Raw genomic sequence first — 12,261 nt, forward strand, 5'->3', positions numbered from 1 at the left:
CCCGCCGACCTGCGGCCCTTCCGCCCGTACGCTGTGACCATGGACGATGCGTCGATGGTCGGGCTGATGGGGCGGGTCACCGGGACGATCGGGCCCGGGCTCGTCGGCGAGGTGATCGTCCGGGTGCGCGGCGGGGCCGAGCACTTCCTCGCCTACGCCGCGGACGGCACCGGCCGGATCGAGCGCGGCAGGGTGGTCATGGTGGTGGAGTACCTGGCCCCGAGGACCGTCTACGTCACGGAGGCGTACGACAGTTGAGCCGGCTGCGGCGCAGGTGAGAGCGGTGACGGCCATGTGTGCGTCAAGATTGCAACAAGGATTCGCCTGTGTCTTCACCAGGGGCGCGCACAGGCGCAGACTCCCTTCGTTCGGTGCCGAAAGGGCACCATGCAAAGGGGGCGTATGCCGATGGTTGTCGGCGTCGTTGCGGGGATGGCGGTTGCCGCCGTTCTCGTTCTGATCGGTCTGTTCAAGTTGATGTGGCGGGTCGCGGAACCCAACGAGGCACTCGTCATCTCCGGCTCCAAGCACCGTGTGGAGGGGCTGGAGGAGGGCATGGGCTTCCGCATCGTCACGGGGCGCGGCACGCTGGTGATGCCCGGTGTGCAGGTGGTGCGCAAGCTGTCGCTCGACCTGAACGAGACCGAACTGCACGTGGACTGCGTGACGCACCAGGGCATTCCGCTGAAGGTGCGGGGCGTGGTCATCTTCAAGGTGGGCGACGACTTCGTGTCGATCGCCAACGCCGCCCGGCGCTTCCTCGACCAGCAGAAGATGATGTCGGAGCGGGTGCACAACGTGTTCGCCGGTCATCTCCGCTCCATCGTGGGCGGGTTGACGGTCGAGGACATGATCCGGGACCGGGAGAAGCTCACGGGGCAGACCCGCGCCGCCTGCGGCACGGAGATGGAGAAGCTCGGTCTGATCGTGGACTCCCTCCAGATCCACGAGATCGAGGACCCGACCGGGTACATCCAGAACCTGGCGATGCCGCACGCGGCGGCCGTGCAGCGGGACGCCCGCATCGCGCAGGCGGAGGCGAACCGGCTCGCCACGGAGGCCGAGCAGGCCTCGTTCGCCCGGATGGCCGAGGCCACCCGGGACAGCGAGATCCTCCAGGCCGGCTACCAGGCCGAACGGGACAAGGCCGCCGCCAAGGCCCGCCAGGCGGGTCCGCACGCCGAGGCGGCGGCCCGCCAGGAGGTCGTCGTCCAGGAGACCCGGGTCGCCGAACTGGAGGCGCACCGGCGCGAACAGCAGCTCCAGGCCGACGTCCGCAAGCCGGCGGACGCGAAGGCGTACGAGAAGCGCACGCTGGCCGAGGCCGAGCGCGACGCGCGGATCTCGGCGGCCGAGGCGAAGGCGAAGGAGACCGAACTCGCGGCCGCCGCCGAGGCGACCCGGGTGAAGGCCGCCGCCGGCGCCGAGGCCGAGGCCACCAAGGCCCGGGGTGCGGCCAGCGCGGCGGCGACCCGGGCGACCGGTGAGGCCGAGGCGGCCGCCGCCCAAGCCCGGGGTCTGGCGGAGGCCGAGGCGACGAAGGCGCAGGGTCTCGCCGAGGCGGAGGCCATCGCGGCACGGGCCTCGGCCCTCGCCGAGAACCAGGAGGCCGTCGTCGCCCAGCAACTCGCGGAGAAGTGGCCGGAGATCGTCCAGGCGGGCGCGTCCGCGTTCGGCAACGTCGACAACATGGTGCTGCTCAACGGTGCCGACGGCATGGCCGAACTGTTCGCGAAGGCGCTCACCATGGGCGGCACCGGGCTCGGGCTCGCGCGTCAGCTGCTGGCGTCCATGAACCAGAACGGGCAGGCCCCGGCCGGGACTTCGCCCCTGAACGGGTCCGTGGCACCGCCGTCGCAGAAGGTGCCGGTCGAAGGGAACTGACCCGCAGGTGAGCGGCTCACGGGGGCACCGCTTAGGGTGCCCCCGTGACCGCTTTCACCGATGAGAACGTCCCGGGCCGCTTCGGCCCCTCCGCCACCACCGAGGCCGACCCGCGCGAGGTGGGCCGGGTCCGCACCGAGTACTCCCCCGCGCACGACGGCGACCCGGACCCCGGTGAGATCGTCTGGACCTGGGTGCCCTTCGAGGAGAACGACGGCCGGGGCAAGGACCGCCCGGTGCTCGTCGTCGCCCGCGAGGCGGCCGGCACCTTCCTCGCGGTCCAGCTCTCCAGCAAGCGCCACGACAACGACCGGGAGTGGGTCGGGATCGGCAGCGGCCCCTGGGACCGCACCGGACGGGACTCCTGGGTGGACGTCGACCGCGTCCTGCGGCTCCACGAGGACGGCATGCGCCGCGAGGCCTGCGCGCTGGACCGAGGCCGGTTCAACCTGGTGCGTCAGCGGCTGCACGAGCGCTACGGCTGGACCTGAGCCTTACGGCCCCCGTTCTCGAACACCCGCTCGAAGGCGGCCCGCACCACAGCCCCCGGCGTACGGTCCAGCACCCCGAACACCACCTGCTCGAACGTCCGCTCGAAGGGCCCGCCGGGGCCGAGCAGCGCCCGGAACGCCCCCGCCACCTGCGCGGGGTCGTTGCGGAACACCCCACAGCCCCACGCCCCCAGCACCAGCCGCCGGTAGCCGTGCGCGGCGGCCGTCTGCAGGACCCGCTCGGCACGGACCGCGAGGGCGCCCGGCAGCTCCGGCGCCCGCCCGGGCACCGTCCGCAGCACGACGCCCGCGTTCGGCGCGGCGGAGGTCAGGAACCCGGCGGTGAACGGCTCGTCCAGCAGCCCGCCCCGGTCGTCGCGGAAGACGGGCACGGCCGGCGAGTGGATGACCCGATCCGTGTAGAACGGATCACGGTGGGCGCGGTGGTGCTCGTAGAACGCACGGGCCTCGAGCAGGCAGGTGTACAGCGCGGAGGCACGGCACAGGGCCTCCTCCTGCGCCTGGGCGCCGTTCAGATAGCCGCCGCCGGGGTTGCGGGCGGAGGCGAAGTTGAGGACGGCGACCGGTGCGCCGGCGAGGCGGCGGGCGGCCTCGGTGCTGCTCTCGCCGGTGACCTCGACGGAGGTGACCACGGAGGGTGCCCGCGGGACCGGAACCGGCTCCGGTCCCACCATGCGGGTCCCGGCCCGGGCGGTCTCGATCAGCGCCGCCAGCTCCACCTCGCGTCCGCCGGGCGAGCGATAGCACCCGGCCGCGACGATCTCCTCGGTCTCACGGGCGATGCCGCGCAGGCGCGCGCTCATGGCGCCACCCCCGTGGACGCCATGACCGTGCGTGATTCCCCCGTCGCCGTGCTCATGTAGGCATCGTGGGCGACGGCGGACCGGCCGTGCAACGAAATTTTCCGGCACCGGGAACACCCGGGGAATTTCCAGGTAACACCCCGCATCCGGCACGGAATCGAAGGCTCCCTGAGTTTTATGCACCGTTTTGCACCCTTGTGCGTTTCGAATCGAGGGTCTTGGCTGGGACAGATGTGATGCCGGTCCGGCGGCCCCGACACCGGTCCGGTGGCATGGTGGAACCTCAGGAGGATCCCGACATGTCCGATTCGGTCAGCGACTGTACCGACAGCCCAGACAGCCCCACCGACTGTACGGAGCACCGCGACAGCCTCTCCGAAGCCGAGGTGGAGGCCCTGGTCAGGGGCATCTGCTTCAAGACCGGCCCGCCCAGGACGGTCGGCGTCGAACTCGAATGGCTCATCCACGAGCTGCGCGCCCCGCGGCTCCCCGTGACACCCGAACGACTCGCGGCGGCCTACGCCGCACTGGAGAACGTGCCCCTGCGGTCGGCGCTCACCGTCGAGCCCGGCGGCCAGCTGGAGCTCAGCTCCCCGCCCGCCGCCTCCCTGACCGAGTGCGTGGGCATCCTCTCCGCCGACCTGGACGCCGTCCGCGCGGTCCTGCGCGAGCACGAGCTCGTCCTCGCCGGCCTCGGCACCGATCCCTGGCACACGCCCCGCCGGTTCCTCCACGAGCCTCGCTACGACGCCATGGAGGCCTGTCTCGACCGCACCGGCCCGGCCGGCCGCGCCATGATGTGCACCTCGGCCTCCGTGCAGGTCTGCCTGGACGCCGGCTACGAGGGGTCCGGCCCGCTGGGACACGGACGCCGCTGGTGGCTCGCGCACACCCTGGGCGCGGTCCTGGTGGCGGCCTTCGCCAACTCCCCGCTGCTGCGCGGTGACCCGACCGGCTGGCGCTCCACCCGGCAGCTGCTGTGGATGGAGATCGGCGCGGGCCGCGCGGGCGCCCCCGCCCTGGACGGCGAACCCCGGGACGCCTGGGCCCGCCATGTGCTGGACGCGCCGGTGATGTGCGTACGGCGCGACAGCGGGCCGTGGGACGTGCCCGAGCGGATGACGTTCCGTGAGTGGACCCGGACCGGGCGGCCGACCCGGGCCGACCTCGACTACCACCTGACCACGCTGTTCCCGCCGGTCAGACCGCGTGGCCACCTGGAGCTGCGCATGATCGACGCACAGCCCGGCGACGACGGCTGGATCGTGCCGGTCGCCGTGACGACGGCCCTGTTCGACGACCCGGAGGCCGCCGAGGCCGCCCGCCGGGCCGTGGAGCCCCTGGCCCCGCGGGGTCTGCCGCAGCCCGCCCCGCACAATCCGCTGTGGATCGAGGCGGCCCGGTACGGCCTGGCCGACCCCGGACTGCACACGGCCGCCGTCGCCTGCTTCGCCGCGGCCCTGCGCGCCCTGCCCCGGCTCGGCGCCCCCGCCGCGATCGTGGACGCCGTCGCGGAGTACCGGGACCGCTATGTGCTCAAGGGCCGCACCCCCGCCGACGACCAGCTCGACAGCCTGCGCGGCACGGACACCCGCGCGTACGGGAAGGACCCGCGCCCATGACCACCGAGCACCTCCCGGACGCCGACACGCTCCGCGAGCGCGCGCTGGCCACCCTGACCACCGCCCGGGACCGCACCACCCTGCTGACCTCCTGCGTCGAGGACCCGGACCTCACCGCCCAGCACTCCCCGCTGATGTCCCCGCTGGTGTGGGACCTCGCGCACATCGGCAACCAGGAGGAGCTCTGGCTGCTCCGCACGGTGGGCGGGCTGGAGCCGATGCGCCCCGAGATCGACGGCCTGTACGACGCCTTCGAGCACCCGCGTTCCGCACGCCCCTCGCTGCCGCTGCTGCCGCCCGCGGAGGCCCGCGCCTACGCGGCGGAGGTGCGCGGGCGGGTGACGGACGTGCTGGAGTCGGCCGACTTCCACGGCACCCGGCTCACCGAGGCGGGGTTCGCCTTCGGGATGATCGCCCAGCACGAACAGCAGCACGACGAGACCATGCTGATCACCCATCAGCTGCGGCTGGGCCCGCAGGTCCTCACCGCTCCCGACCCGGAGCCGGCGCCGCTGTTCACCGGCCCGCCCGAAGTCCTCGTCCCCGGCGGCCCGTTCACCATGGGCACCTCCGCCGAGCCCTGGGCGCTGGACAACGAACGCCCCGCGCACCGGCGCGAGGTGGCGCCCTTCCACATCGACACCACCCCGGTCACCAACGCCGCCTACCAGGCGTTCATCGACGACGGCGGCTATGACGACCGGCGCTGGTGGACGAAGGAGGGCTGGGCCCACATCCGCCGGCACGGCATCCACGCCCCGCTGTTCTGGCACCGCGACGGCGGCCAGTGGCTGCGCCGCCGGTTCGGGACCACCGAGGTCGTCCCGCCGGACGAGCCGGTCCTGCACGTGTGCTGGTACGAGGCCGACGCCTACGCCCGCTGGGCCGGGCGCCGGCTGCCCACCGAGACGGAGTGGGAGAAGGCGGCCCGCTTCGACCCGGCGACCGGCGGCTCGACGCGCTACCCCTGGGGCGACGCCGACCCCGCGCCCGAGCACGCCAACCTGGGCCAGCGCCATCTGCGCCCCGCCCCCGCCGGCAGCTACCCCGCGGGCGCGTCCCCGCTCGGCGTACGCCAGTTGATCGGCGATGTCTGGGAGTGGACGGCGAGCGACTTCCTCCCCTACCCCAGCTTCAGCGCCTTCCCCTACAAGGAGTACTCGGAGGTGTTCTTCGGGCCCGAGTACAAGGTGCTGCGCGGCGGTTCGTTCGCGGTGGACCCGGTGGCCTGCCGGGGCACGTTCCGCAACTGGGACTACCCGATCCGGCGGCAGATCTTCTCCGGCTTCCGCACCGCCCGCTCAGGGGCCGTCTGATGTGCCGCCATCTCGCCTGCCTGGGGCCCCCGGAGCCGCTCGGCCGGACCCTCGTGGACCCCCCGCACGGTCTGTACCGGCAGTCGTGGGCGCCCAGAAGGCAGCGGTTCGGGACGGTGAACGCCGACGGTTTCGGCGTGGGGTGGTACGCCGAGGGCGATCCGGTCCCGGCCCGCTACCGACGCGCCGGGCCGATCTGGGCCGACCTGTCCTTCGCCGACCTGGCGCGCGTGGTGCGCTCCGGCGCGCTGCTGGCCGCCGTACGGGACGCGACGCTCGCCGGGGCCGACGCGGAGGCCGCCGCGGCGCCGTTCGCGGGCGGGCCCTGGCTGTTCAGCCACAACGGGGCGGTGACGGGCTGGCCCGACTCCCTCGCGGTCCTCGCGCACACCCTGCCCGCGGCCGATCTGCTGTCGATGGAGGCCCGGACCGACTCCGCGTTCGTCTGGGCGCTGGTCCTGGCCCGGCTGCGGGCCGGCGATCCCGGTGGGCAGGCCCTGGCCGACACCGTCCCGGAGATCGCCGCGGCGGCCCCCGGCTCCCGGCTCAACCTGCTGCTCACCGACGGCGCGACCATCACCGCCACCGCCTGGGGCGACTCCCTCTGGTACCGCACCGACCCCGGCCGGCGCACGGTCGTGGCCTCCGAACCGTACGACGACGACCCGCACTGGCTGGAGGTCCCCGACCGCACCCTCCTCACCGCGAACCGCACCGAGGTCCTCCTCACCCCGCTCAAGGACCCGGTATCCGCACCACCCAAGGAGCCCCGCACGTGAGTCCGTTCCAGATCTCCCGCACCCTCCCCGAGGACGCCACGGACGCGGCCCTGCGGGCCGACGTCCTGCGAGGCCTGACCACCACCCCGAAGACGCTCCCGCCCAAGTGGTTCTACGACGCCCGCGGCAGCGAGCTGTTCGAGCGCATCACCGAACTGCCGGAGTACTACCCGACGCGCGCCGAGCGCGAGATCCTCGTGGACCGGGCCGGTGACATCGCCCGCGCGGCCGACGCCCGCACGCTCGTCGAACTCGGCTCGGGATCCTCGGAGAAGACCCGCCTTCTCCTCGACGCGCTGACCGGCCTGCACACCTACGTGCCCGTCGATGTCAGCGAGAGCGCGCTCGCCCAGGCCGGGCACGCCCTGATCGCCGAGCGGCCCGGGCTGGACGTGCACGCCCTGATCGCCGACTTCACCAAGGAGGTCGCCCTGCCCGGCACGCCGGGCCCGCGTCTGCTGGCGTTCCTCGGCGGCACGATCGGCAATCTGCTGCCGTCCGAGCGCGCGGTGTTCCTGGGCTCACTGCGCGCCCTGCTGTCCCCGGGCGACACGCTGCTGCTCGGCACGGACCTCGTCAAGGACGAGGAGACGCTGGTCCGGGCGTACGACGACGCGGCCGGGGTGACGGCCTTGTTCAACAAGAACGTCCTGGCCGTCGTCAACCGCGAGCTGGGCGCGGACTTCGATCCCGGGGCCTTCGACCACGTCGCCCTGTGGGACGCGCGCAACGAGTGGATCGAGATGCGGCTGCGCTCGCGCGCCGAGCAGACCGTGAAGATCCCCGCGCTGGGCCTGGCCGTGGACTTCGCCCCCGGCGAGGAACTGCGCACCGAGGTGTCGGCGAAGTTCCGCGAGGACGGCGTACGGGCCGAACTGGCCGCCGCAGGGCTTGAGTTGACCCACTGGTGGACGGACGGCGCGGGACGGTTCGCGCTGTCCCTGAGCACCGTCCGCTGACCTCACGGCATCACGCGGGCGGAGGCGTCTGCGCCGGGGCCGAGGGCGGGCTCGCGGTTCCGGCCGGACCGGTGGGCGCCGTCCCGGGGCCCGCCGGTGCCGCTGATTCCGCAGGGGCCGCAGGGGCCGCAGGCGGGGCGTCGTCAGGCGCCTCCGGGGCGCGGGCCGGTGCCGGGTCGGTGGTGCCGGCTCCGTCCAGGCAGTCGACGAAGCTGACGAAACCGGGCTTCGCGGTGCCGTCGGTGACGGCGAACTCCTCCTGCGGATGGCTGCGCAGCAGACACATGTCGTAGCGGGCGACGGTCGGCAGGGAGTCGCGCGCGCCGTCCGTGCGGTACTCGTGCCGGCCCACCAACTGGCAGGAGTCGTACCGGATCAGCGGCCCGCGCGGTCCCACGACATAGCGGTGCGGCCGCACTTCGGGCGCGAAGTCCTTGAAGGCCAGCCCGGTGTCGTCGCAGTCGCTGAAGTGGACCGTGCCGCTCTTCCACACGCAGTCGATGACCCGCGCGTCCGGGTTGCGCACCTCGAACCGGATGTCCTGGGCGTGGAAGCGCTGCACCGAGTCGTGGTGCTGGGCGACGGGGAACCGGAAGAACGTGCTCGTCGTGCCGTACTCCTGGCTCTGCGGCCGGGTGCCGGTGATGATGTACGAGCCGCCGCGGCAGGTGATGGAGCCCCCGTAGGGGAACTCCAGGAAGTTGCCCCAGTCGTACTCGACCTTCATGTCGGTGAACCAGTAGTTGAGGAACTGGTCCTGGTCGTTGGGCTGCTGCCGGCGGCCGGTGAGGCCCGAGTAGAGGAACGCCCTGCGGTAGGCGCCGCCGACCCGGCACGCCTCCCAGCGCATCTCGGAGTTGGTGTCGGTGCCGTCCAGGGCGATGCCGTACTCCCACTCCCCCATCCACTCGCACTCCGAGAACCGGTAGTCCTGCGCCTGGCCGGTGGAAGTGGAACTGAAGAAGGAGGCGCCCGGGGTCGCCGAGCGGAACTGGATGCGCTCGAAGGACAGGTTGGACCAGATGTCCTCGTTGCGGCACAGATAGGAGCCGGGGCCGACGGGCGGGCGGAAGACGAGGGTGGTCATGCGCTTGCCCGAGCCGGAGAAGCGCAGCCCGTTGGCCGGGCGCAGCGGTGCGGCCCCGTTCAGGAGGGCGTTCGGGCGGGTGATGAGGAACTCACCGGGCGGGATCTCGATCACCGTGCGGCCGATGCCCCGGGAGACCCGGGCGGCGGCGAGCGCGTAGGCGTACTCGAACGCCGCGGTGTCGTCGGCACGTCCGTCGCCCACCGCGCCGAGGTCGCGGACGTTGATCACCCGGGAGAGCAGACCGGCGGAGGCCGGCGCCCGCACCGCACCGGCGGGGCCGACCGGGGCGCCGGGGCCGCTTCCCGGTCCCGACGCGGCGGACGCGCTGTGGCCGGTGAGGACCGTCGCGCCCAGCAGGGTCACCCCGCCACGCAGAAGCTGCCGACGGCTCACACGGGACATCCCGCCTCCCCGCTCTGCCATAATTGCCTTCTTTCCAGAGATTTGTAAGTCATTCGGTCAATTTGCATGAATAGATATAAATAAGGAGGGAAATGGCCGAGTTCGTCGAGGTTCTCAGGCATCTGTCGGCGGCACAGAAGCCCGCGAAGGGGGTCTCGCTCTACACCCGGTTCGTCAACCGCCCGGCCGGGCGGGTCCTGGCCGCGCTGGCCTATCAGGCGGGGGCGACGCCCAATCAGCTGACCGTCCTCGGCGCCCTGTTCACCTTCCCGGCGCTGGCCGCGGTGGCCCTGCTGCCGCCCACGCCGTCGATGGCGGCCTGCGTGGGCGCGGCCCTGGCCGTGGGGTTCTTCCTGGACTCGGCGGACGGTCAGCTGGCGCGGGGCCAGCGGTCGGGGAGTCCGTCGGGCGAGTGGCTCGACCATGTCCTGGACTGCGTCAAGATCCTCGCCCTGCACCTCGTGGTACTGGTGTCGTTCTACCGGTTCTTCGCCCTGCCCAGCCCGCTCTGGCTGCTGGCGCCGATGGTCTTCCAGCTCGCGGCCGTGGTGATCTTCTTCGCCGGGATCCTGACGGAGAAGCTGAAGCGGCGGACACCGGGCGAGGTTCCGCCCGGTGCGCCCCCGGCCTTCAGGGCCGTCCTGCTGCTGCCCGTCGACTACGGCCTGACCTGCCTCGCCTTCCTAGTCCTGGGCAGTCAGGACGTCTTCCTTGCGGTGTACTGCGCGCTGCTGCTGGCACACGTCCTGTTCATGGCCGCCTTCCTGGTGAAGTGGTTCCGGGAGCTGCGCTGAGGGGATCGACGGCGGCTCGTGGGCGGCCAGCATCCTGAGGGCACTGCGCAGCAGGGTGCTGGAGGTGTGCATGGTGTACGGGAAGTAGACGACCTCCACGCCGACCTCCCCGAACCGCCGCTCGTACTCCAGCCACTTGGGGGTCCCGCGCCAGTCGTCGCCCTTGAAGATGACGTGGAAGCCGACCCGCTTCCAGGTGATGAGCTTGTCGACCTCCGTCTCCACGATGGCGTCGTCGACGTACTTCACACTGCGGACGATGTCGAGCCGTTCGGCGAGCGGGACGACCGGGACCTTGCCCTTCAGCCGCGCCGTCATCTCGTCGGAGCTCACCCCCGCGACGAGACGGTCGCAGTGCCGCCGGGCCTCACGGAGGATGTTGAGGTGGCCGATGTGGAACAGGTCGTAGACGCCCGGGGCGAATCCGATGCGGGTCATCCCCTGCCACCTCCTCGTCGGTGCGCCGGCTGGGCCGTCGGCGCTGTCTGTGCCGTCTGCGCGCCCTGAGCGGGGGCGCCCTGAGCCGGCTTGGCCGGTGCGCTCGTGGTCTGCGCCGGCTTCCTGGGCACGTTCACGGTCAGGGAACGGGACCTGGCCGCGCTGTTGGTGCCGTCCGTGACCTCGATGGCGTACTGGTGGCGGGAGCCGGCCGGTACCGAGTCGGTCCAGGTCATCTTCGGGCGGTCCCAGAAGGCGGAGGACTTCGCCTTGCTCACGACGAGCTTGCCGTCGCGGTAGATCCGGTACGTCAGCACGGCGTCGTCGCGGTCCCAGGCGGCCCGCCAGGCGAGGGTGACCTTGCCGGGCTCGGACGCCGCCAGGGACAGGGTGGGCGGCTCCTCCGGAGCGCCGGTGTCCTTGTCGCCGAAGCGGGTGAGGCCCTGCTGGGGCGCCTCGTTGACCTCGGTGAACTCACCGCCCGCCCACAGGACGCCCCGCGACACCGCCAGGACGCGGGGGCCGACCTGCTCGCCGAGGCCGCCGTCGGTGTCGGGGAACCAGTGCAGGATCCTGCGGTCGTCGACCCGCTGGGCCAGGAAGTGCTGGCGGTCGCCCCGGTCGGGGAAGCCGCCGGGCGTCTCGTTGCAGTCGTGGGCGTGCGAGGCGCTGTAGAGCACGCCGTTGTAGGGCAGGACGGACTGGGTGGCGCCGCGGCAGGTGTCGTTCCACACCATGAGGCCGGTGGCGGTCCGGCCCGCGATCCGGCCGTCGTAGATGCCCGGCCCGTGGCCCTCGGCGCCCACGAAGAAGCGGGAGTTGTCCTGGGCGATCGTCTTCACCGACGACTGGCTCGGGAACCAGCCCGGGTAGGCGAGCACCGTGGCACCGGTGACGGGGTTCAGGGTGACCAGGGAGCGGGCCGACTGTCCGTTGACCCGCTCGAAGTCGCCGCCGACGAAGAGGCGCCCCTGCGCGATCGCGGCCGACAGGGCGCGCACCGGCTGGTCGAGTTCGGCCCTGAAGGGCAGCAGCGCGCCCTTGGGCGTGACGGCGGCGATACGGCTCCTGGTCTCGCCGGAGACCCGGCCGAAGTCACCGCCGAGGTAGATCGCCCGGTCCGTGGGCTCGACGGCCCGCACGGTCGAGGACACGGTCGGCTTGAACTCCCTGCGCACCGAGCAGTCGGCGGTGTTGAGCGCGACCACGTTGGCCGCCTTCTCGGATCCGACGGTGTCGAAGGACCCGCCGATGTACAGCACCCGGCCGTCCGCGGAGGCCTTCATGGCCCGCACGGTGTGGTTGTGCCCGGTGAAGGACGGGGCGCAGGGCAGGAGTTTGCCGGTCACGGCGTCGAACGCGGCGAAGTTGCGGCGGGCCACCAGCTTCCGGCCCGGCGCCGCACCCGGCGGGCGGACCGCCTCGAAGGATCCTCCGACGTAGACGACGCCGTTCGCGGCGGCCATCGACCAGACGATGCCTTCGGTCTGCCAGGTCGGCAGCGCATCGGCGGAGAACGTCTTCGGGCCGCTGTCGGCGGCCGCGGCGAGGGAGGCGTCGAGCAGGGCGGCGGAGCACACGAGGGCGGTGACGGCGACCCTGGTGACCGGCTTCGAACGGAGCTTTCTCAGGTGCAAGGGAACCCCGGGTGGCAGTGGTGGG

General features: G+C 72.4%; 11 protein-coding genes and 1 pseudogene. 8 read left to right on the forward strand and 4 right to left on the reverse strand.

Annotated features, from left to right (window positions below):
- The first annotated feature begins 39 nt into the window (after positions 1 to 39).
- The 3 genes from AQJ64_RS09880 (at position 40) to AQJ64_RS09890 (ending at position 2,375) form a co-directional block, all read left to right on the forward strand.
- Complete coding sequence (locus AQJ64_RS09880) at positions 40 to 258, forward strand: hypothetical protein (protein WP_206189786.1); 219 nt, start codon at positions 40 to 42, stop codon at positions 256 to 258.
- A gap of 144 nt (positions 259 to 402) precedes the next feature.
- Positions 403 to 1,884: a flotillin family protein gene (locus tag AQJ64_RS09885; RefSeq protein ID WP_055636017.1), complete on the forward strand. Its 1,482-nt coding sequence runs from the start codon at positions 403 to 405 to the stop codon at positions 1,882 to 1,884.
- 44 nt (positions 1,885 to 1,928) lie between these two features.
- Positions 1,929 to 2,375 (forward strand): type II toxin-antitoxin system PemK/MazF family toxin, encoded by a 447-nt coding sequence (locus AQJ64_RS09890; protein WP_055636018.1) that lies wholly within the window; start codon positions 1,929 to 1,931, stop codon positions 2,373 to 2,375.
- Here the strand turns inward: AQJ64_RS09890 and AQJ64_RS09895 are convergent.
- Positions 2,360 to 3,199, reverse strand: coding sequence for a TIGR02452 family protein (locus AQJ64_RS09895; protein ID WP_055636019.1), 840 nt, complete (start codon positions 3,197 to 3,199; stop codon positions 2,360 to 2,362). The two genes, AQJ64_RS09890 and AQJ64_RS09895, sit on opposite strands and share 16 nt — an antisense overlap.
- A gap of 299 nt (positions 3,200 to 3,498) precedes the next feature.
- Here AQJ64_RS09895 and egtA point away from each other — a divergent pair, with 299 nt between their 5' ends.
- Genes egtA through egtD form a run of 4 tightly spaced genes read left to right on the forward strand, consistent with a single transcriptional unit; the run spans position 3,499 to position 7,875 of the window.
- Positions 3,499 to 4,821, forward strand: a complete 1,323-nt coding sequence (gene egtA, locus AQJ64_RS09900) for an ergothioneine biosynthesis glutamate--cysteine ligase EgtA (RefSeq protein ID WP_055636020.1) — start codon at positions 3,499 to 3,501, stop codon at positions 4,819 to 4,821.
- On the forward strand, positions 4,818 to 6,137 hold the full coding sequence (gene egtB, locus AQJ64_RS09905; protein ID WP_055636021.1) for an ergothioneine biosynthesis protein EgtB: 1,320 nt from the start codon (positions 4,818 to 4,820) through the stop codon (positions 6,135 to 6,137). The genes egtA and egtB overlap by 4 nt, the downstream gene beginning before the upstream one ends.
- A complete protein-coding gene (gene egtC / locus AQJ64_RS09910) occupies positions 6,137 to 6,916 on the forward strand; it encodes an ergothioneine biosynthesis protein EgtC (protein WP_055636022.1) in 780 nt (259 codons plus the stop codon). The genes egtB and egtC overlap by 1 nt, the downstream gene beginning before the upstream one ends.
- Complete coding sequence (egtD, locus tag AQJ64_RS09915) at positions 6,913 to 7,875, forward strand: L-histidine N(alpha)-methyltransferase (RefSeq protein WP_055636023.1); 963 nt, start codon at positions 6,913 to 6,915, stop codon at positions 7,873 to 7,875. The genes egtC and egtD overlap by 4 nt, the downstream gene beginning before the upstream one ends.
- A gap of 10 nt (positions 7,876 to 7,885) precedes the next feature.
- Here the strand turns inward: egtD and AQJ64_RS09920 are convergent, their stop codons facing one another.
- Positions 7,886 to 9,367 carry a glycosyl hydrolase family 28-related protein gene (locus AQJ64_RS09920; protein ID WP_079061563.1) on the reverse strand — a complete coding sequence of 494 codons (1,482 nt, stop codon included), beginning with the start codon at positions 9,365 to 9,367 and terminating at the stop codon, positions 7,886 to 7,888.
- A 92-nt stretch (positions 9,368 to 9,459) separates the two neighbouring features.
- Between AQJ64_RS09920 and AQJ64_RS09925 the strand changes: the two genes are divergently transcribed.
- Positions 9,460 to 10,161, forward strand: a complete 702-nt coding sequence (locus AQJ64_RS09925; RefSeq protein ID WP_055636024.1) for a CDP-alcohol phosphatidyltransferase family protein — start codon at positions 9,460 to 9,462, stop codon at positions 10,159 to 10,161.
- 21 nt (positions 10,162 to 10,182) lie between these two features.
- Here AQJ64_RS09925 and AQJ64_RS09930 read toward each other — a convergent pair.
- Positions 10,183 to 10,599: pseudogene (locus AQJ64_RS09930) on the reverse strand (FAD synthase family protein); the annotation flags it as partial.
- The gene (locus AQJ64_RS09935; protein WP_063788792.1) at positions 10,596 to 12,236 is read right to left on the reverse strand and encodes a PQQ-binding-like beta-propeller repeat protein; all 1,641 of its coding nucleotides are present in this window, start codon (positions 12,234 to 12,236) and stop codon (positions 10,596 to 10,598) included. The pseudogene AQJ64_RS09930 and the gene AQJ64_RS09935, both read right to left, overlap by 4 nt.
- Positions 12,237 to 12,261 lie beyond the last annotated feature (25 nt).

The organism is Streptomyces griseoruber (assembly GCF_001514205.1).
In the GTDB taxonomy this organism is placed as follows: domain Bacteria; phylum Actinomycetota; class Actinomycetes; order Streptomycetales; family Streptomycetaceae; genus Streptomyces; species Streptomyces griseoruber.